Annotated in this window: 15 protein-coding genes, 1 other RNA gene and 2 pseudogenes; 9 read left to right on the top strand and 9 right to left on the bottom strand. The window is 53.2% G+C overall.

Annotation, left to right across the window (positions count from 1 at the left end):
* Positions 1-70 precede the first annotated feature (70 nt).
* Positions 71-2,167 carry an ATP-binding protein gene (locus tag G5229_RS00090; RefSeq protein WP_421207948.1) on the bottom strand — a complete coding sequence of 699 codons (2,097 nt, stop codon included), beginning with the start codon at positions 2,165-2,167 and terminating at the stop codon, positions 71-73.
* A gap of 17 nt (positions 2,168-2,184) precedes the next feature.
* On the bottom strand, positions 2,185-3,369 hold the full coding sequence (locus G5229_RS00085; RefSeq protein WP_421207946.1) for an FIST signal transduction protein: 1,185 nt from the start codon (positions 3,367-3,369) through the stop codon (positions 2,185-2,187).
* 113 nt (positions 3,370-3,482) lie between these two features.
* On the opposite strand from G5229_RS00085, the gene G5229_RS00080 reads away from it, so the two are divergent.
* Entirely contained in the window at positions 3,483-4,397 is a 915-nt protein-coding gene (locus G5229_RS00080) for a gluconeogenesis factor YvcK family protein (RefSeq protein WP_005334480.1), read from the top strand.
* Between the two features lie 39 nt (positions 4,398-4,436).
* On the opposite strand, the gene G5229_RS00075 is transcribed toward G5229_RS00080, so the two are convergent.
* From G5229_RS00075 to lpcA, 3 genes are all read right to left on the bottom strand, one after another.
* Positions 4,437-4,772, bottom strand: coding sequence for an Hpt domain-containing protein (locus G5229_RS00075; protein ID WP_204481248.1), 336 nt, complete (start codon positions 4,770-4,772; stop codon positions 4,437-4,439).
* 291 nt (positions 4,773-5,063) lie between these two features.
* Positions 5,064-5,873 (bottom strand): class II glutamine amidotransferase, encoded by an 810-nt coding sequence (locus G5229_RS00070; protein WP_421207944.1) that lies wholly within the window; start codon positions 5,871-5,873, stop codon positions 5,064-5,066.
* Positions 5,874-6,037: 164 nt separating this feature from the next.
* The gene (gene lpcA / locus G5229_RS00065) at positions 6,038-6,616 is read right to left on the bottom strand and encodes a D-sedoheptulose 7-phosphate isomerase (protein ID WP_005334485.1); all 579 of its coding nucleotides are present in this window, start codon (positions 6,614-6,616) and stop codon (positions 6,038-6,040) included.
* A 255-nt stretch (positions 6,617-6,871) separates the two neighbouring features.
* Here lpcA and fadE point away from each other — a divergent pair, with 255 nt between their 5' ends.
* A complete protein-coding gene (gene fadE / locus G5229_RS00060) occupies positions 6,872-9,328 on the top strand; it encodes an acyl-CoA dehydrogenase FadE (RefSeq protein ID WP_421207942.1) in 2,457 nt (818 codons plus the stop codon).
* A 179-nt stretch (positions 9,329-9,507) separates the two neighbouring features.
* Positions 9,508-10,782 carry an amidohydrolase gene (locus G5229_RS00055; protein ID WP_266134521.1) on the top strand — a complete coding sequence of 425 codons (1,275 nt, stop codon included), beginning with the start codon at positions 9,508-9,510 and terminating at the stop codon, positions 10,780-10,782.
* 81 nt (positions 10,783-10,863) lie between these two features.
* On the opposite strand, the gene G5229_RS00050 is transcribed toward G5229_RS00055, so the two are convergent.
* Together G5229_RS00050 and G5229_RS00045 are read right to left on the bottom strand one after the other, a co-directional pair.
* Positions 10,864-11,211: an RnfH family protein gene (locus tag G5229_RS00050; protein ID WP_058059898.1), complete on the bottom strand. Its 348-nt coding sequence runs from the start codon at positions 11,209-11,211 to the stop codon at positions 10,864-10,866.
* Positions 11,204-11,638, bottom strand: coding sequence for an SRPBCC family protein (locus tag G5229_RS00045; RefSeq protein WP_005334496.1), 435 nt, complete (start codon positions 11,636-11,638; stop codon positions 11,204-11,206). Before G5229_RS00045 ends, G5229_RS00050 begins: the two co-directional genes overlap by 8 nt.
* A gap of 169 nt (positions 11,639-11,807) precedes the next feature.
* Here G5229_RS00045 and smpB point away from each other — a divergent pair, with 169 nt between their 5' ends.
* Complete coding sequence (gene smpB / locus G5229_RS00040; protein ID WP_005334498.1) at positions 11,808-12,296, top strand: SsrA-binding protein SmpB; 489 nt, start codon at positions 11,808-11,810, stop codon at positions 12,294-12,296.
* A 166-nt stretch (positions 12,297-12,462) separates the two neighbouring features.
* Positions 12,463-12,822, top strand: a transfer-messenger RNA (tmRNA) gene (ssrA, locus tag G5229_RS00035).
* A 260-nt stretch (positions 12,823-13,082) separates the two neighbouring features.
* Here ssrA and G5229_RS00030 read toward each other — a convergent pair.
* Positions 13,083-14,240: pseudogene (locus tag G5229_RS00030) on the bottom strand (IS3 family transposase).
* Between the two features lie 563 nt (positions 14,241-14,803).
* On the opposite strand from G5229_RS00030, the gene G5229_RS00025 reads away from it, so the two are divergent.
* Positions 14,804-16,159 (top strand): tyrosine-type recombinase/integrase, encoded by a 1,356-nt coding sequence (locus G5229_RS00025; RefSeq protein ID WP_080768666.1) that lies wholly within the window; start codon positions 14,804-14,806, stop codon positions 16,157-16,159.
* Between the two features lie 68 nt (positions 16,160-16,227).
* The gene (locus G5229_RS00020) at positions 16,228-16,680 is read left to right on the top strand and encodes an antitoxin Xre/MbcA/ParS toxin-binding domain-containing protein (RefSeq protein WP_082034781.1); all 453 of its coding nucleotides are present in this window, start codon (positions 16,228-16,230) and stop codon (positions 16,678-16,680) included.
* A gap of 131 nt (positions 16,681-16,811) precedes the next feature.
* Here the strand turns inward: G5229_RS00020 and G5229_RS00015 are convergent, their stop codons facing one another.
* Complete coding sequence (locus G5229_RS00015; protein ID WP_421207940.1) at positions 16,812-17,942, bottom strand: hypothetical protein; 1,131 nt, start codon at positions 17,940-17,942, stop codon at positions 16,812-16,814.
* 186 nt (positions 17,943-18,128) lie between these two features.
* On the opposite strand from G5229_RS00015, the pseudogene G5229_RS00010 reads away from it, so the two are divergent.
* Both G5229_RS00010 and G5229_RS00005 read left to right on the top strand, forming a co-directional pair.
* A pseudogene (locus tag G5229_RS00010) lies at positions 18,129-18,674 on the top strand (transposase); the annotation flags it as partial.
* Positions 18,675-19,032: 358 nt separating this feature from the next.
* Complete coding sequence (locus G5229_RS00005) at positions 19,033-20,889, top strand: metallophosphoesterase (protein WP_421207938.1); 1,857 nt, start codon at positions 19,033-19,035, stop codon at positions 20,887-20,889.
* The last annotated feature ends 633 nt before the right edge of the window (positions 20,890-21,522 follow it).

Raw genomic sequence — 21,522 nt, 5'->3', positions numbered from 1 at the left:
CCCGATTTATCCCGTGCTCTCTTCAGTATTTGCTGAAGAACTGGTCAACCCACAAAGTTGACCATTTTTTTTATCCGCGCGTCGGCAACCGCTGACCAAAGTGACGCTGCAAACACTCTCTCAACCGTGACAAGGTGATAGGCTTGGCGAGAAAGTCATCCATCCCCTGCGCCAGACAGCACGCCTTGTCCTCCGCCATCGCATTGGCCGTCAGGGCGACGATAGGCATGGTGCATCCCAACTCACGCAAGCGTCGGGTCGCTTCCAGTCCGTCCATCAGGGGCATCCGCATATCCATCAGGATCAGATCCGGGAGCTGCTCATCCACCTGCGCCAGCGCTTCCAGACCATTGGCAGCCAGCCGAACCTTGCCCACCAGTTTTTGCAGCATCAGCGACACCACCAGCTGATTCACCGGGCTGTCCTCCACCACCAGCACATCCAGTGGCAACAGTGCCGAAGCCCCCTCCTCCCGCTGCGGCTGGCTATGGCAGGGTAGCGCCATGCCGGGCAGTTCGAACCAGAAACAGCTTCCCTTGCCCGGCTCGCTCTTCAGGTGGATCTCTCCCCCCATAAGCGTCACCAGACGCTTGCTGATGGCAAGACCGAGGCCGGTACCGGAAAAACGCCGGGTGGCCGAGTTGTCGACCTGGGAGAAGGGTTCAAACAGCAGCGCCTGATCCGCATCAGCGATCCCGATCCCGGTGTCGGAGACCGAGATCAGCAGCTTCTCATCCTGCCAACCCAGATGGAGAGTGACCTCTCCCTGTTCGGTAAATTTGAGGGCGTTGTCCAGCAGATTGCCCATCACCTGGGTAAGACGCACCGGATCTCCCTGCAGCTCGGCAGGGACAGCTTCATCTACCCCATAGCTCAGTGTTATGCCCTTGCCGTCGGCACGGTTCTGCAACGGTTCGATCACGGATTGACACAACTGGATCGGTTGCAAGGTCTCGCAATGGAACACCAGGGTCTGGGACTCGATTTTAGAGAAATCGAGCACATCGTCGATGATGGTCTGCAGCAATCTGGCAGAGTGGGTGGCATGACGTAGCAACTGCTTCTGCTCGGGTGCCAGCTCGGCGTGTAGCACCAGGTCGAGCATCCCCAGCACCGCATTCATGGGGGAGCGGATCTCGTGGGTCATCATGGCAAGAAACTGGGATTTGGCACGGTTGGCCGCCTCCGCATCGTCCCGTGCCCGCGCCAGCTCCTCTTCACGATGGATCTGGTGGCTGATATCGCGTGCGGTACCGCGATATCCCGTAAAAGCCCCCCCATGATCAAAACAGGGTTCGGCACTCACCTCCATCCAGCGGGGGCCGTCGAGCATCGCAACCTGCATGCGTACAGCCCGAACCGGTTTACGCTGCTCCAATAGGTCGAGATATGCCTGTGACTCAGTACTCTGCTTGTTGCAGACATAGTCATAGAGGGTCGGCCGGGTTGCCAGCGGGGTCATCTCGTCAAGGTAACCGGGCTCGGAAGCATAGCTGAGCCGGTGTTCGGCATCGGTCTCCCAGAACCAGTCGGAGGCCATGGCGGCAAAACTGCGAAAACGGCGTTCACTGGCCTGCAGGGCCTGAGTTTTTAAATCTACCTGCTCCTGCAAGCGGGCCCGATAGGCAATGTTGACCAGCGCTTGTGAAATCAACGGACGGCAGCGCTGCATGGCCGCCTTGCTGGTCAGATCGAAGGAGCCGGCCAGCGAGTGCCGACAGAGGATAACGGCGGTAAAGCCGGGGGCCTGCAGCCCGGTCAGCATCAGGCTGGCCCAGCCCGGCTCGCTCGCCAGCGGTGCCAGCTCAGGCAACTGGAACGGGTCATAGATCACCAACGTCTCTCCGGCAATGGCACGAGCAAAGGCCGGGGTCATCAACCAGCTGCGACCGCACTGTTCCGGCTCGGTACTGAGGTGGGTGATGCCCTGTTCCCCACTCCAGGCCACCACATCCGCATGTTCAAATCCAATAAAGGGCTTGAGCACTTGAATTAGGCTCTCCAGCACCTGCTCCAGCGTTTTGGCATCAGCCAGTGTAGCCACCCCTTTCAGCAGGGTATGGGATTCATGACGATACTTGGCCTCGCGCTCACGACAGCGCATAAGATCGACCAGGGTCGCCTGCAGTTTGTCGCCAAGGGCTTCCAATTCACTGTTGCCAATCATCTTGTATCCTGCTCTGCTCAAGCGGTCAGAAAGATCACACTCGATACCATCAGGTTGCCGTGGGCCAGCTCGCCATTGGGCAGCCGCCCCTGCTCGCCGAAGGTAAAGGGGGTGATAAAAGGGATCTTGCCGAGGCGAGCCTGGCTCTGCTCGACAAATTGGCACAACATATCACCTAGCGCCAAACGACAACCAGCACAAAAGATGATGAGAGCGCCGATAGGCTGCAATTCCACGTCGACCCCATACCCTGGCTCGATACGCATGGCATTGAGGCTGCGCTGCAACAACCCTTCCTGACTGCTGTACATCAACAGCAGACGCTCCCCTTGCACCACATCGGTAAAGAGCCGCAGCCCGCCCTGTTCGGTCACAGCTTCGGGGTGGGAGAGTTTGTAGTAAGGAATGCCATCCAGCGCTCCCACCTGACGGGCCAGCGGGGTGAGCGTGGTCTCCCGCAAAATCGCCCCCACCGGCCAGGGCTGCTCGCGACCGCACCAGCGGGCATAGACCTCGGCAGCAGGCTGGTGATCGATGGTGAGTACCTCCCGCCCGTTGCAGGCGGTGATCTCACCACTGAATTCGGCAGGCACATAACCGGAGTGAAACTGAAAAGCCAGCTGGCAATCGGGATAGAGCACCGCCAGACCGATGCCATCCTGAGCCACCGCCTCATCCCAGCAGAGCTGCCAGTCACCGCTGACGCAGCTATCAGCCGCGGATCCACCGACCACCGGCACCGAGGCACCGAGTTCTGCCTCGATTCCGGCCAGCAGCCCCTCCTCCTTGCCGGGACTGGCATGAAACAGGATCAGCTGGGGCAGCTCGCCCGGTCGACCACAGTCGCTCATGGCTCGGCGCAGCAACTGCCGCACATCCACCCCGTCACCGCTGGCACCGGCTACCCCGAATGCCCCTTTCTCATCGTACAGAGCAGCAACCGCCAGCCCATATCCGTCTCGGGCGTGGTGTCCCATATCGGTCATGACACCACCGCAAGAGCTGCACCCAAGCAGGCGGGTCGTCGGGAACTGGCATTTGAGCGCGTCGCGCAGTATCGCCCCCTCATGGGCTTGGGTAAAATAGAGCAACAGCAGGGAGGGGGCCTGATCGGCATGGTGGCGCAGCTGCGCGCAGATATCTTGGGCCGCCAGCGATGAATTCTGGGCGAGGGAGTGAACGGTCAGAAATTTCAACACCATCTCCTTGTTTTATCGAATGGCAGCCTCAAGCAAAAATCATACCTTTATCAAACAATTATCTCGCTTCGCTTGCTAACATAGCGGTCAACTGAGACCAATGACAGGACGCCCATATGTGGCAAAAAAACATCAATGACTTCGATCGGGTCGTTGCCATCGGTGGTGGCCACGGCATGGGACGAGTGCTTTCGTCCCTCTCGTTTCTCGGTCAACGGCTCACCGGCATCGTCACCACTACCGATGATGGTGGCTCGACCGGACGCCTGCGCAAGAGTCAGGAGTGCATCGCCTGGGGCGATCTGCGCAACTGCCTGAACCAGCTGGTCACCGACCCCAGCATCGGCAGCCTGTTGTTCGAGTACCGCTTCGCCGGCAAAGGCGAGCTGGCGGGCCACAACCTTGGCAACCTGATGCTGCTGGCGCTCGATAATCTCTGTGTCCGTCCTCTTGATGCTATCAAGCTGATCAGTGACATGCTCAAAATCGAGTCACAATTGCTACCCATGTCTGAATTTCCCACCGATCTCTGCGCCCATATGGAGTGTGGCACCCAGATCCTGGGAGAGGTATCCATCGATCAACTGGCAACCCCTCCCCTCTCCCTCGGCCTGATGCCGGAAGTGCAAGCGACCCGGGAAGCGGTGCTGGCATTGCAGCAGGCGGACATGATCATTCTTGGGCCGGGCAGTTTTCTCACCTCCATCATGCCGCCACTGCTGCTGGCCGAGATCGCCCAGGCCATCAACGAGAGCAGCGCCATGCTGGTTTTCGTCTGCAATCTGGTGGCGGAAAACGGTCCTGCCAGTCAGCTGGATCTGATGAGTCAGTGTCGCTGGCTGGAGTCCCGGGTCGGCCAAGGTCGGCTGGATGCCATCCTGGCCCCACAAGGCGCGGGTGATGCGGGGGATTGGCAAGGGCGTGTGATCGAAGCCGAGCTGGGCGAGCTTGAGTTGCCCCATCGGCATGATCGGTTGAAGCTGAAACTGGCGCTGGACCGGATCATCCAGCAACTGCTCAACCAGCGTTAGGCAACGGTCACGGCGCCCCGGCATCCCTGCATGGCGCCGTTACTGATAATCGGCAAGAAACGCGAGCACCTTCGGCAAGGATGCCTCCAGCAGTTGCAACTGGCGCTCTACCTCGGCCACATCGGCCTGCTTGCTGGCCATCTCCAGCGCCATCACCTGCTGATAGCTCGGCATGGCGCCGTAGCTGCCACAGGATGATTTCATGCTGTGCGCCACCCGAGCCAACGCCTCCCACTCCCCCTGCTCGTAGAGGGGTCTGAGCTGACTCAGCTGCTCGCCCACCTCTTCAATAAAGACTGCGATGACCACGGGCAGCATATCCGGACCGATATCCTCTGCCAGCTGCTGCAACACCTTGCGATCCACCCACTCCATGCGAGGCTCCTCCAGAACGGTATTCAAACAGACCATACTATAGATAGTTTTCGATGTCGTGGCTCACGACCAGGCAGTGATGAAGCACCCGATTGGATGGCTCAGGGAATAAAGTGGCAAAAAATGTGATCAGTATCGAAATAGCGATGCTGAAACGCCCATCAAGACAACAACTTGATTGCCACAAATTAACAATTGATCAACACTTAATGCCGTCAGAGTGATGATGCTCAGCAACACCTCTCATCCCTTTTGCCTTTTATGGCTGCTGCGAAGAACCAGGGTAGGTATCTACCCTGGTATTTTTTTATCTTGCCCAAGCGCAACCCGATTGGTCGCCACCCGCTCCCCAAGCCGGAACAGATTGAATTCGCCGGGGGCCATCTTGATCCAGTTCTCATTGCCGGTCAGCGGCCGCGTCGTGACCAGCGTCACCACATCGTTGGGTGTGGTCTCGCTCTGGAAATCGATCACCACCTCCTCATCCAGCAAACTCGCCTCGCCAAATGGCGCACAGCGAGTCAGCCAGTGCAGGTTGTTGCTGCAGTAGCTCATCACATACTCCCCGTCCGAGAGCAGCATGTTGAACACCCCGAATGCTCTGAGCTCGTCACACAGGGTGGCGAGATAGCGAAACATGGCGGGAAAGTTGGCTGGACGCTTGGGATATTTTTGCTCCAGCCGATCGAGCAGCCAGCAGAAGGCGTGCTCGCTGTCGGTATCCCCCACCGGCCGGTGGCGGCCGGTGGGCAGCTTCTTGTAGCCGGTGAGCTGACCGTTGTGGGCGAAGGTCCAGTAACGACCCCACAGCTCACGGGTAAAGGGGTGGGTATTTTCCAGTGACACGCAGCCACGGTTGGCCTGCCGAATGTGGCTGACCACGGCGCAGCTTTTGATGGGCAGCGCCTGTACCAGTCTGGCGATAGGAGATTGGGCACTGGGCTCGGGATCCTTGAAGGTGCGAAAGCCCTTCCCCTCGTAGAAGGTGATCCCCCAGCCATCCTTGTGGGGCCCGGTCTTGCCGCCGCGCAGCATCAACCCGGTAAAGCTGAAGCAGATATCGGTCGGCACATTGGCACTCATGCCGAGCAGTTCGCACATATCCGGCAGACTCCTTTCATGATTTGGCTTGTGTCATGTTCGACCAGCACGCTGGTTCGACAGACAGCAGGGGAAGGCGCAATCCCTTCCCCTGTGACTGGCAACAACCGACAGATGGCGAACCATGCTACCGGCGCAGCCCTTGTCTGGTAGCTATGGCCTGATTACTTGGCCATCTCTTTTTCGACCAGCTGGATCAGGATGTGGATCACCTTGATGTGCACTTCCTGAATACGGTCGGCATAGCCAAAGTGCGGCACGCGGATCTCGACATCCGCCAGACCCGCCATCTTGCCGCCATCCTTGCCGGTCAGGGCGATCACTTTCATCCCTTTGGCGCGGGCAGCCTCGATGGCTTTCAGGATATTGCCGGAGTTGCCGCTGGTGGAGATGCCAAGCAGCACGTCGCCACGGCGGCCGACCGCTTCTACGTAGCGGGAGAATACATAGTCATAGCCAAAGTCGTTGGAGACGCAGGAGAGGTGGCTCGGATCGGAGATGGCGATACCGGCATAACCCGGGCGGTTCTCGCGGTAACGACCGGTCAGCTCTTCGGCGAAGTGCATGGCGTCACAGTGGGAGCCACCGTTGCCACAAGAGAGCACCTTGCCCTCTTCCTTGAAAGAGTCGGCCAGCAGTTTGGCGGCCGCTTCGATGTTTTTCAGGTTCTGCTCATCAGCCAGGAAGGCCTGCAGCACGCTGGCAGCTTCGGTCAGTTCATTGCGGATCAATTCTTGGTACATGATGTCTCTTCCACTGTTTTTAGTGTGCGTGTAGATCCCGGCTATTCTCGCACAAGCGAATCGCACAGTCGCCCCCCTGCGAGCCACAGCGCTGGCGGCGCGTGAGCGTTATGGGGATCACAGAGAGAAGGTAATGAAGATGTAAACAGCTTGATAACTTTGTGCGTATGAATTACAACAGGGGCCATATCCAACAGGTCAGACCTCTGGATCAGTTACGCCACGTTGGCAACCTAACCACGCAAGGAGCAAGCAATGACGACGACCCTCACTCTGCTCGGGGTGATCCTGGTTATCGGAGCCCTGGCCTATCGCCGGGCATCCCTGTTCATCTCCACCCTGGTCACCGGCGCCGCCCTGGTGCTTGGCGCCATCTATGGTCATGTGCCCTTGCTGGTATGGGCGCTGTTTGCGGTGATCGCCATCCCGCTCAATCTGGTGGAATTTCGCCGCAATCAAATAACCAAGCCGCTGTTCAAGATCTACAAATCGATCATGCCGGAGATGTCCCGCACCGAGAAAGAGGCGATTGAAGCGGGCACCACCTGGTGGGAAGCCGATCTGTTCGCGGGCAACCCGGACTGGAAAAAGCTGCACGCCATCCCTGTAAGCGCCCTCTCTGCCGAAGAGCAGGCCTTTATGGATGGTCCGGTCGAGGAAGTGTGCCGCATGGTGAGCGACTGGGAAGTGACCCACGAGCGCGCGGATCTCTCCCCCGAGGTGTGGCAATACCTGAAGGACAACAAGTTCTTCGCCATGATCATCAAGAAGAAATATGGCGGTCTGGAGTTCTCGGCCTACGCCCAGTCCTGTGTCCTGCAAAAGCTGTGCGGTGCCAGCGCCGTGCTCGCCTCCACCGTTGGCGTACCCAACTCGCTGGGCCCGGGCGAACTGCTGCAACACTATGGCACTGACGAGCAGAAGGATTACTACCTGCCCCGCCTGGCGGTAGGCAAAGAGATCCCCTGCTTCGCCCTGACCAGCCCGGAAGCGGGTTCTGATGCCGGTTCCATCCCCGACTTCGGTATCGTCTGCAAGGGCGAGTGGGAAGGCAAAGAGGTGCTCGGTATGCGCCTCACCTGGAACAAGCGCTACATCACGCTCGCCCCCATTGCTACCGTGCTGGGTCTGGCCTTCAAACTGCGTGACCCCGAGCACCTGCTGGGTGAAGAGGAAGAGCTCGGTATCACCTGCGCCCTCATTCCCACTGACATCAAGGGTGTCGGCATCGGCCGTCGCCACTTCCCGCTCAACGTGCCGTTCCAGAACGGCCCGACCCGGGGCAAGGATGTGTTCGTCCCGCTCGATTTCATCATCGGTGGCCCGGCCATGGCCGGTCAGGGCTGGCGCATGCTGGTCGAGTGTCTGTCGGTCGGTCGCGGCATCACCTTGCCCTCCAACAGCACAGGTGGCGTCAAGATGCTGGCCCTGGCGAGCGGCGCATATAGCCGCATCCGTCGCCAGTTCAAGCTGCCCATCGGCAAGATGGAAGGGATTGAAGAGCCGCTGGCCCGCATCGGCGGCAACGCCTACATCATGGGCGCCGCAGCCAACCTGACCGTGACCGGTATCGACCTTGGCGAGAAGCCCTCGGTCATCTCCGCCATCGTCAAATACCACCTCACCGACCGTGCCCAGAAGTGCATCATCGATGCCATGGACATCCACGGCGGCAAGGCCATCTGCATGGGCCCCAACAACTATCTGGCCCGCGGCTATCAGGGTGCCCCCATCGCCGTGACGGTGGAAGGGGCCAACATCCTGACCCGCAGCATGATCATCTACGGTCAGGGCGCTATCCGCTGCCACCCGTATGTACTGCCGGAGATGCTGGCCGCCAGCCATCCCGACAAGGAGCAGGCGCTGAAAGATTTCGACAAGGCGGTATTCAGCCACGTCGGCTTTGCCATCAGCAACCTGGTACGCAGCTTCTGGCTCGGTATCACCGGCGCCCGCTTTGCCGCGGCCCCTTACAAGGATCAGACCAAGGGCTACTACCAGCAGATCTCCCGCCTCTCGGCCAACCTGGCGTTCCTGTCAGACATGGCGATGGGCACCCTGGGTGGCGAGCTCAAGCGCAAGGAGCGGGTCTCCGCCCGCCTTGGCGACGTATTGAGCCAGCTTTATCTGGCCTCCAGCGCCCTCAAGCGCTATCAGGACGAGGGACGCCAGCAGGCCGACCTGCCGCTGCTGCACTGGGCACTGCAAGATGCCATGTTCAAGGCACAAGAAGCGATCGACGAGCTGCTGCGCAACTTCCCGAACCGCTGGATTGGCCTTGCCCTGCGCGCCGTGGTATTGCCGCTGGGTCGTGACCTGAACCGTCCGTGCGACAAGCTGGACCAGCAAGTGGCCCGTCTGCTGCAAACCCCGAGCGAGACCCGCAGCCGCCTGGCCAAGGGCCAATACCTGACTCGCGAAGAGGGCAACCCCTTCGGTCTGCTGGAGCAAGCGCTCGATGACGTGCTGGCCGCCGAGCCGCTGTTCGAGAAAGTCTGCAAGAGCGATGGTATCAAGCGTCCCTTCATGGCGCTGGACAAGGTGGCCGACATGGGTCTGGCCGCTGGCGTACTGACCCAGAGCGAAGCCGAGCTGCTGCGCCGCGCCGAGGTAAGTCGCCTGCGCACCATCAACGTCGATGATTTTGACCCCATCGATCTGGTGGCCAACAAGAAGCTGTTTGAAGCCTCCGCTTACCATCACGCGGCCTGATAACCACGCCTCGACAACGCCTCCCTTGTGGAGGCGTTTTTTATGGGCGCTCACCACTATTCACGGCCCGAACAGCCACCACTTGCACTCACAGCTCCCCCGACCAGCTGCGGGCCCCGTGTGGTCAGCCGGGAAAAAAGGCACAATAGCCGACAAATCGAATCACCAAGGAAGCCAAGATGACCCTTGAGCACCTGATCCTGTGGCGCCGCGACCTGCACCGCCTGCCGGAAGCCGCCTGGAAAGAGTTTCGCACCACCAGCCTGATTGCCCACCACCTGAGCGAGCTTGGTTATCGCATCGTGCTCGGCGACAAACTGCTGGCAAGCAATCTGATGATGGGCCGTGATGTGGATGTGGCGGCCGAGAAGGCTCGCGCCCGCCGTCAGGGAGCCCATCCCGACTGGCTGGAGCGGATCGGCGATGTCACCGGACTGATGGGAGAGCTGGATACCGGCCGTCCCGGCCCGACCCTGGCCTTTCGCTTCGACATAGATGCGGTGGAGGTGGAAGAGTCCGACGCCGAACAGCACCAGCCGCAGCAGGAGGGTTTTGCCTCCCACAACAAGGGGTGGATGCATGCCTGCGCCCACGATGGCCACACCGCCATAGGCATGGGGCTGGCCAGCCAGCTGATGGCGATGAAGGAGCAGCTATGCGGTCGCATCAAGCTCTTCTTTCAACCCGCCGAAGAGGGGTGCCGCGGTGGCAAGGCGCTGGCTGCCGGTGGCGCACTCGATGACGTGGATGCCCTACTTTCGCTCCATATCGGTATTCACGCTGGCAGCGGCGAGCTGGTGATCAACCCCACCGAGTTTCTCTGCTCCACCAAGTTCGACGTCCACTTTATGGGCACTGCCGCCCATGCAGGGCTCGAGCCCAACGCAGGCAGCAATGCGCTGGCAGCCGCCTGCATGGCCACCTCCGCCATGCTCGGCATTCCCCGCCACCGAGACGGCATGACCCGCATCAACGTCGGCCAGCTTCACGCTGGCAGCGGCCGCAACGTCATCCCCGATCATGCCGAGCTGCGCGGTGAAACCCGCGGCGCCGATAGCACGCTCAACGACTACATGTTCAGTCAGGTACAGCGCATCGTCGAAGGGACTGCCCTCGCCCACGGCGTCACCTACCGCATCATCAAACAGGGCGAGGCCATTGCCCTCGACAACAGCCCGGCACTGCAGGCCGAGCTGGCGGCGCTGGCCCGCAAGCAGGGGCTCGCCACCATCCAGACTCGCCGCTTTGGCGCCAGCGAAGATGCCGGTTTTCTGATGGAGCGGGTGCAAAAGCAGGGGGGCGAAGCGGCTTACCTCATCCTGGGGGCCGATCTGGCGGCGCCGCACCATCACAACGAATTCGATTTCGATGAGCGGGTGATGCAAAGCGGGGTCGAGCTGCTGGCCGCCTGGGCCCGCGCCCGGCTGGGTGTGATAGAAGCAGCCCTCTCTTGATATCCCTTCGGCCAGCTCACCGGCTAACGGGATCAAAAAAAGGCGCCTCGGCGCCTTCTTTCTGTAAGAAAAACCTGAGCGCTACTCACGGAGCTTGCGATGCACATCGGGGCGGCCGCCGGTCACGCTATCGGCTCGCCCCTCCTCTTTGGCCTTCTCGGCCCGCTTTTTGCGCATCTCGCGGGGATCGGCGATGAGTGGACGGTAGATCTCGATGCGATCGCCGTCGTGCAGCGGCTCGCTCCCTTTCACCGGGCGGCTGTAGATACCGAACTTGTTGACCGACAAGTCAATCTCGGGGTGCTTTTGCACGATGCCGGACTGCTCGATGGCCGCCAGCACGCAAGTCTCGGGCGCCACCCGCAGGGCAATCACCGTCTGCTGCTGCGGCAAGGCATAGACAACCTCGATATTGAGCTGGTCAGACACCGTAGACCTCCTTCGCCCGGTTGGAGAAGGCGGAGACCATGGAGCTCACCAGATCGCGGAATACTTGACCAAATGCCACCTCGATAAGCTTGGAGGTAAACTCGAAATCGAGATCAAACTCCACCTTGCAGGCGTCGACATCGAGCGGGGTAAAGGTCCACCAGCCCGCCAGCTTGCGGAACGGGCCATCCACCAGCTCCATCCTGATCTGGCGGTTCACATCCAGCTGATTGCGGGTGGTAAAGGTCTTGGCAATCCCCGCCTTGGCCACATCGACCGACGCCATCATGTAGTCATCGCCAGCCTCGTGGACACGGCTGCCAACACAGCCGGGCAAAAACTGCGGATAGGCATCCACATCGTTAACCAACTTGAACATCTGTTCTGCACTGAACATCACCAGGGCACTGCGCGTAATTCGGGGCATGGCTTTTCCTCATCCAATCGGCGCGATTTTATCACCATGTTTGGGGTTGTGGAGGTAAAACCTCAGCCAAACCGCTCAGAAAGCCACCACTTGACCTGCTGCGCGTTTTACAGCCGCCCCTGCCTACGTATAATACGAGCCTCCTAGTCATTGCCGGAAATCGCCCGTCATGAGCAAAAAAAACAGTAAAAACAAAGCCGGGTCCAGCACCATTGCACTCAACAGAACCGCGCGCCACGAATACTTCATCGAAGAGAAGATCGAAGCGGGTCTGTCCCTGCAAGGGTGGGAAGTCAAATCCCTGCGGGCGGGCAAGGCCAACATCAGCGAAGCCTATGTCATCTTCCGCGATGGCGAGGCCTATCTGTTCGGCTCCAGCTTCCTGCCACTGCAAGCGGCCTCCAGCCACGTGGTATGTGACCCGACCCGCACCCGCAAACTGCTGCTGAGCCGTCGTGAACTCGACAAGCTCGAAAGCCTGATTGCCCGTCAGGGCTACACCATAGTTCCCCTCGCCCTCTACTGGAAACAGTGCTGGGTCAAGGTCGAGATCGGCCTGGTGAAGGGCAAGAAAGAGCACGACAAGCGCGAAGATACCAAGGCCCGCGAGTGGGATCGGGAAAAAGCCCGCATCATGAAGAACAAGCATCGCGGCTAACCTGCTACTGGCAGGATCAGGACGTCAGTTCACCTTCCCCCAGCGCAGCTGGCTCTTCAGGTTCAGCTGCGTACAATAAATCGGCAAACAGACTGGCTGCCAGAGGGAATGGGTATCAACGCCTTGCTATGACAGCATTTTTGCGTACAATCGCAATTAACAACTTGGGGCTGATTCTGGATTCGACAAGATTCACGAAACCCAAGGTGCATGCCGAGGTGCGGTAGGCCTCGTTAATAAACCGCAAAAAAATAGTCGCAAACGACGAAAACTACGCACTAGCAGCTTAATAACCTGCATAGAGCCCTTCTACCCTAGCTTGCCTGTGTCCTAGGGAATCGGAAGGTCATCCTTCACAGGATCGTGTGGAAGTCCTGCTCGGGGCGGAAGCATTAAAACCAATCGAGCTAGTCAATTCGTGGCGTGTCTCTCCGCAGCGGGTTGGCGAATGTAAAGAGTGACTAAGCATGTAGTGCCAAGGATGTAGTAATTTTGGACGGGGGTTCAAATCCCCCCAGCTCCACCACCTGCTAAAGCCCTGATTCGTCAGGGCTTTTTCTTTATGGCTGGTCAGGGAGTGACACACTGAGGTGTCACATATGCTCTATCCCGGTCTCATCAAAAACCACTGTGGTGTCTACTGCTACCGCCTGATCTTCCCCCCGGCCCTCCGCCAGTACGGAGCTCCTCGTGAGACCCGTTTCTCACTCGGCACAAAAAATCGCGCTAAAACGGGAGAATTGTGGATCCATGCTTTCAAAATTGGCAGGCTCCTACTTGTAGTGGTCAACTAAATCCGGACACTTGGTTAGGCCGATCTTCGGCTTTTGCTGGCGGTATCCCATTATTGTGGTGATGTGGACGCCGCCAGTTGTAGTAATCCATCAGGTAATAACTGATATCTCGTTTCGCCTCTCGCAAGCTCATATATCCCATAGCCGGGAGCCACTCTGACTTCAGGCTTCTGAACAGTCGCTCCATCGGGGCGTTATCCCAGCAGTTTCCACGACGACTCATGCTCTGGGTTATGCGATAACGCCACAGTCGTTGCCGAAATGCCCGGCTGCCATATTGGCTGCCCTGGTCGGAGTGAAATAGCACACCGGATGGGCAACCCCGCTACTGATAGGCCATCTCCAGTGCTTTGATTGCCAATTCTGCATCAGGTTTATCAGACATCGCCCAGCCCACGACCCGCCGGGTGTACAGGTCAAGCACCGCTGCCAGGTAATACCAACGACCACCTGCCCAGACGTAGGTGATATCACCACACCTGATTGGGTTGCTGGACATCAAATTCGCGGGCCAGCAGATTGGGAGTGCCCGGTCGTTCAGACCGAGCGACCTGATAGCGATGAGCGCCCGGTTGCTTGGATACCAGACCGGCTTCCTTCATCAGGTTACGTACTTTGAATCGACCAATCTGATACCCCAACTCCCGCATCATCGACATCAAGGCACGGCTGCCTGCCGAGTTCCGGCTCACTTTGAACAAACGGCGCAACTCACAGCGATGCTGCATGCGCTCACGGTTAATCGTCCGCCTGCGAGCCAGATAGTCGTAAAAACAGGATGTTGGAACATCGAAAGCGCAGCAGACCAAGGTGATGGGGGCTTGCTCCCTTAATCGGTCTATCAGCGCGTACGTGTGAAGTCGTCCGACATCAAGAGAGCAGTAGCCTTTTTTAGAATGACCTTTTCACGTTCGAGTCGGTTGATACGGGCTTCCAGCTCCTGGATTTTCTGCTGCTCAGGAGTTAGCGCTTTGCTGATTGGGGTTGTGCCACTGCGTTCGGATTGCAGTTGCTGAACCCAGCGACGAAGTACGGTTTCACCGACGTCCAGTGAACGGCTGGCTTCGGGGACTGAATATCCCTGGTCGAGCACCAGGGATGCGGCTTCGAGTTTGAATTCGGCAGTAAATGAGCGACGTAATCTTGTCATTGAACACCTCAAGTCATGGTGGCGACTGTACCACCTAAAATGGTGTCCGGGATGATTAGACCACTACATTATTACCCTACATTAAAATTTCATTGAACCTTGCAAAGTGCGAAGTTTAAACGATTAGCTACCAGTCTCTCAATGCAGAGTGGTCGCAATCTCAACGTAACACCAAACATCGAGGCATCTGAACGGCAAGATTACGGGTAGGTTACGGGGGCGATCCTGACAAATCCTGTGCCTTGGGAGATATGCCCTAACAGGCTATAGGTTGCAATCTGTTGGGCCCAGTGCTGGGCCAATTAAACATATAAAACAAAGGGTTAGCTTCGATGAGAAGCTAACCCTTTGTTTTATATGGTGCCGATAAGGGGGATCGAACTCCTGACCTTCGCATTACGAATTATAACACCCATCGTCTAAACACATCCAAGAAAGTCTTAACAATAAACCATATCACACTGATTTATAACACAATTTAAATAATGATCGTCCGTGTTTGTCCAAAGAGATACTCACATATACAATGACAATAAAGTACGCCGACAAGTACGCGAGACGCCATGATAAAAACTGACCGAGAATGTAGAGCCTTAGTACCTGAAGAAGGAAAACAACGGATTGTCAAGGCAGTCTATAGTGGAGGAAACAAGGGCTTATGTCTTGAAGCTAGAGCTGGAGCACAAACCAAAAGCTGGCTCTATAGATATTACATAGCTCAAAAGCAAACGAAGATGACTCTTGGGAACTATCCTGCAATGAGTCTGGCACTGGCCCGAGAAACCCATGCTCGAATGGTTGTATTCGTTAAACAAGGCATTGATCCCCGAGAGGCAGTGTTAAGTTCCAAGCAAAAAAATGAACAAATGCCTACATTGAACGAATTTTTCGAGCAATGGATTCAACATAAAGCCAATGCCAAACGTAGTAATCGGAAGTATATGGAAATCGGTGCAAGAACTGTCTCTGACTATCGAAGCATCTACAAAACGCATCTAGCGAATGCTCTAGGTAAACTCCGAGTATGTGACATATCAATGGCTGTATTGCATCAACATTATCAAAAGCTCCAAAAAGGGAGCTTGGAGGGCTTACGTAAATCAATGGGGTTGATGAATCAAATGATGGATGAATCAGTCAGAAAACAACTTATTGATTCAAATCCGACATTAGCTCTAAAACCAAAAATTTATAATGCTACCCCTAACGACCCAAGGCAACGATCTTTATCTACTATTGAATTGGCTAGATTGTGGAAAACAATAGATGAAAACTCGGTAAAATGGAGAGAACACAGTACCAATGGTAAAAATAAAACCACTTCAATGACCATGTCTACGAGTGTAGCCAATGCTATTAAAATAATTATTCTCACTGCTGTTCGCAGAGGAGAGGTTGCTTCTATGGAGTGGTCACACCTAAATGATGAGGAATGGCTCATTCCGGATACTAAAAATAAAATTCCACACGTAGTAACTCTATGTCCGCTAGCAAAACAAATCATTTCTGAGCAAAGAAAAATCACATCAAAGACATGTAAATTTGTTTTCGAATCATGTGTCAGACCTGAATTCCCGATAACTGGTGATGCAATAACTCGCGCACTTAGCAGACTACAAGAAGCAAAGATGATAGATATTGAACACTTCACATTACATGACCTCAGACGTAGCGTTTCAAATGGTTGTGGGCGTGAACTTAATGCAACGCCTTTTGAAGTAGAACACCTACTTAATCACACAATCAGTGATAGATTATCTAGAATTTATCAAGGTGAGTCTATGCGTGACAAAGACAAGCTTAAAAAGTTATTCTTGGGTTGGGGGAATTTCGTTAGCCAGTACATTGCAAATAATCCTGAACATATGGACCAAGATATCAGACATGATAACGTCATTAAAATTAACTTCCGTAAATGATGAGGTTCAGACACTACACTAACATGTAGACCTACCATCAGTTATCATCAAACAAATCGGAGAGCACCATGAGAGTCGATTTAGCTCATGACTTGAAGCCTAGATTAGCTATAACTGACTCACTAATTGAGAACCTTAATATTCCACATCATCCATTGATGGTTCATTTATGGATAGTTTCTGGCGTAAAACCAGAAACTATCCCTCAGCTCGCTAAAATGGTTATGACAGATGTTGGCACGATATGCCACCTCACCGGCATTAGCAAGAATACTATTTCACGTAAACTCAGAACAAATACACCTCTGACTATTCAACAAGGTTCTAGGGTTTATGGTGTTATATTGGCTCTGGATGCGGCTCGCTCCCTAAATGAAAATGATAATACCAAATCCATAGCATGGCTACATCAACCAGCTAAGGGACTTGGCGGGAAAATGCCAGCTGAACTGTTGAGTACATCAGTAGGAGTTCAAGCAGTGGTAGACTTAGTAGGACGAATTGAACATGGTGTCTACTAATATAAGACAACACATCTGGCTGCCATAATTTTAGTTTTTCCTCGCGTAGCGAGAAAAGATCCAGATTTATTATAATTAAAGGGGGGGGTGTCCCCCCTTGCATTCCGTAAAAACATCTATAAAAATCATTGTTACTCATTATGAGTATACTCTTCAAAAAAAATGTCATCTTCTAAATATTGAGCATACAACTTATATGCTAACTGTTGAGCCATATTGGATATACTTGTATCCACGTCGGGGGGAGTCAATGCAGGAAGAATTTTACCTGGTAATGAGAAAGTATAACTTTCATCGCCACTGTGCATATCATAACTTGTAGTTGTATCTGTCGACGTCATTAAATCAAACCCTAACTCTTTAGCAAGAAATATCCATACCCAACACCGGAATGAGTCTTCCTTATCATAATCACTAACCAGCTTATATATTGCGTCAACAGAACCATTGATTGCACTAACAATCCACCAATAATAAGCATTCACCACCATGCCACGAGTTTCACATTCTATTGCAATAGATTCACTACGTTTACTGCCGCCCATATAGCCAATGTATAAAGAGGAATCAAGTCCATGTGATGCCAACTCGAACACAGCATCCATATCAAATGACATTGCAGCTTTTTTCAAGTGATGATACCAATAAATGTATCGTTCTTTATCTGTGTCAACTAATGCATTAATATCAGCACTATTAAAGCCACTGGCTATTCTGTACAATTTTTGATGAAGTTCAAAATCGGTAAATGACGAGGCATTTCGGTCTGCAAATGCACTTAGCTGGACCAACCCCTGGTGTACTAATGGCGAGTTAAATTCATTCTGTTTAAACATATTCATTAATTCCCCAGCATAATGGTCTGAGGAGCTAAAGCGGCTCGCAGTAGTCGAATTAGGAGGAAGTTGATTACTCTTAATATAAAGCTGAGTAATGTAATCGTCGTTTAGGCGATTCCTAAAAATCTCTTTTACGCGTAGGCTTATAATACCCGCCTGCACTAACGAAGTGGCCAACTTCTGAGCAACAAGCTCAGGAATACTAATACCCAGAATAATAGCTCTAGCCTCAATTGCACTTACATCCAACGCAACCTGCCATTTCGTATTACTGAGCAGAATCGCATCAGCTTGCAATGACGCGTAAGTACTGTAGCCATAGGCCGCAGCAATCATCTCGTAGATATGACTACGTTTGAGGGAGATGCCTAGTACATCTTTGAGCTCAAGCTGGGTTGTGTGGACGAACGCTTTGATGGTCATGATCCAATCTCCTAGTCCTACCCCGGGGTATACATCGCACGTTTAATCCATCCAAGGTGAGGATTTGAGGTTGAGATCATGTGGCTTGAGAGTAGTAACCATTTTGACTCGTGCGAAAGTCTGGCTGGTCAGCCGAGACAAATCATATCCGAATTGACAGAACAGTCCAAGAGAATCATGGACTACGGGCGTAGCCAGTTCTACACCGATCAGATCATCGTCACTTTCCTGATTGTTAAGGGGATTTTCAACCTCACTATGCGGGCTACTCAGGGACTATACGACTCCATGTTAGAGCTGATGAATGTGCCACTGCTCACAACGGGTATAGCTATGTCAGCAGGTTAGCACGCACGGTGACGGTGACTTATCGACAACCCGCATTACCGTCTTGGTTATCGACTCAACCGGGTTGAAGGTGTTTGCTGAAGGCGAGTAGAAGATCAGAAAACATGGTGGCGAGTCTGGCGCAAGTTGCATCTGGCAGTAGAGCCGGTGACCCACGATATCGTGACGGCGGAAGTCTCGTTGGAAAATGTCCATGATGCCGAGGTGTTGCCCACCTTGCTCAACCCTCTGCGGCGGCGCAAGCTGGGGCGTATCAAACACCTAATGCACTCCGCTAAAGCTTACCATGAGACAACTCCTTGCAACCCCAGCAGGGGCAATCAACAGGCGGATAGTAAGAAACCACGAACAGGCGGAGCAGTTTCAGTCCTGACACTGGAGGGGGCTCGGAAGAATTGCCGCTGTGCTGGTTGAAGCGATCCTCCAACTCAGTAATACGGCCTGGCAGCTTATTTATGAACTCGTCGGTCTGCTCGAGGGCCAGAGAGTTAACTGCCTGTGTCGGATGCTTTATGGTCATGCCAGAAAGCAATACGGGAGGGACCATCTGCAAGCAGAATACGCCGCCTTCCCAATATTGTTACTTTTTCCATCGTCGCTAATTACAAAGCTGACTGTGAGCTGAATGTAACTCATATTTATCGGCAGTTATAAACACGCTACTCCACTGTGTAATAAAAACTTAAGATTGCAGTCTTATTCTCGCACTCACCAAACCAAAATTAATCATCAATGAGTAATTATGTTGCATTTTAAAAAACTAGCATTGAGTGTTGTAGTTAGCTCCATTTTATTAGCAGGCTGTAATGACAATCACAGTCAAACTGACCAATATATTGACAGCGAAAATGTTCAAACATTAAAGATTTCGATTGTTACCGATACACATCTATATGATGGTAGTATGGGGGATGATATTAATGGCGAGATGTTTCAAGCCGCTATTAGTAGCGACCGCAAGGCGTTTTTGCAAAGTCAAGAATTACTTGATCATGCAATTCAAGAAATGATTAAAAACGGTACCAACGTTATTTTAGTACCAGGTGATTTGACCAAGGATGGGGAACGAATTAACCATAAAAAAGTACGTACAAGCTTGCAGCGTGCTAGAGAACAAGGAATCAAAGTCTATGTGGTGCCGGGTAACCACGATATGAATAACCCCTATGGTTATAAAGAATCCCTGACCCAAACCCTGACCGCCAAAGGAGCTGTCTATCTGGAAGGAAATGAGCAGAATGTTGTCCCTGGCAGCATGGCGCCGCATATGACTAACACCACTGGCGAACCTATGTTTATGGAGAACTGGGATAATTTCTACCAAGATTTTGGTTTTAATGAAGCCATTGCCCGAGACCCTAACTCTTTCTCCTTTGTTGCCGAACCAACAGAGGGCGTGCGAATCCTCGCAATAGACTCCATTACCTCCTCCATCAAAGATGTGCAACAGCACTGGCAAGCTAATAGTCCGGATTATAGTAAAACTGGCGGATCTCTGCTGACGCCTGAGCGTTTGAGCACTCTGGAGTGGATTAAACAGCAGGCACAGGAAGCCAAAGATCAAGGAAAGATATTGCTGGCAATGAACCATGCTGGTGTTATTGAACATTTCCCTAGCAAGAGTGCTTTAATCCCTGGTTATGTCATCGATGGTGAAAAAACCTCATTTCATGATAGTATCGATGTACCCACCTATATAGAAGAATTTACCAACACATACACTGGTAAGAAGAGCAAAACCCTCTATATCAGCACCAGTGAGTATATATCAAAAATCTTGGCGCAAGCAGGTGTGAACATTGTGTTTACTGGTCACTTCCACGCTAATGATATTACCAAACGTCAATATGAGGATGGTAGTTGGATCTATGATATTCAAACAGGTGCCTCAGTGAGCTATCCCGCACCTTATCGCTCGGTATTGGTCGATATTAAAAACAAATTGATAACCACAGATGTTGACAACACAACGGTTATGGAATCAGTTCCTGATGCAAATTTAGTTGGTTTGGTCGATGGTTTGAGCCAAAATATTTTCGCGGCACTCGGTGTTGATATTGATGGACCATTGCTGGAGATCCTTGACAATTCACTAACAAAAAAACCTGTGGCCAAAACCATGCTGGATGTCTATAAGCGTGAGAATTGCCAAAAATTTATCTGTCAAGATTCGGAATGGCAACCCCTGTTTGAAGCAGATGTGTTAGCTGATTCAGGGCTTACCTGGAATGAGCTGTATAAGACAACCCTCAGCCAGTTGATCGGTGCGGTGCTCAAAGCCCATTACCATGGTGATGAAGAGAACTCAGAACAAATCGATGATAAAATGCGCTTTGTTTTAAACTGGGCTCGTGAATATGGCCAAAAACATAATGTTAGCAAACAGGAATTGGCAGACGAAGTCACCAAACTTAAGACTTTGACGCTTTCCCAAGAGTGGGACCCTAGCAAGGATCTCAGCAACCTCCTTGGCGATAAAATGCTGGCGCCAATTTATGGCCTACTAGGTACCGTCGGTGAAGGGATTATCTATGATCCGGTACCAGACCTGAATATCCAGATTGACATGACAAACGGCCAATTTGAAAACCTAAAATAATTAGGCCTATCGTACCAGCCGAACCGCTCCCCCTTATGGTGAGCGGTTTTTTTATTAACTGTGGCCATCAAACACAATGCATAAGTGTAATACTCATTATTAATCTGCTATTTGGACACAACACTGATGTCCATACTACCTATTTATGCCGAACTACTCTTCCTACTATTTGTCTTGGGAAGGTGCGAATAAGTACCCTATGTGCCAAAACTAAAAAGTTTAGCCATTTAATATCAATAATTTAGAATGGTGTGTTTTTGTTGTGCCAAGTGACTTGTTAGCACCTTCCCTAGATGTACCACATAGTTAGCTCAGTGAGAACTACAGACTTGAACAAAAATCCGCATGTATCAAATAAATTCGCTAAAGCTATAACCATATATCATACAGCATTATATATTTTTGCAATGATTATTATTGGGTCGACCTCTGGTTGAACTGATTATTACATTTAGATAATGTTACTCCATTGAAACATTGGTGATTACTTTACAAATTCCAACAACCTAAAAACAGGTTACACAATAACTTACTATATATAATTTCAGTCAATGAATGGTTGGTTGGTTGGTTGGTTGGTTGGTTGGTTGGTTGGTTGGTTGGTTGGTTGGTTGGTTGGTTGGTTGGTTGGTT

This window comes from Aeromonas sp. 602396, from assembly GCF_049173735.1.
GTDB lineage: Bacteria > Pseudomonadota > Gammaproteobacteria > Enterobacterales > Aeromonadaceae > Aeromonas > Aeromonas veronii_A.
Note: the sequence above shows the minus strand (reverse complement) of the source record. Positions and strands in the feature narration are given on the sequence as shown.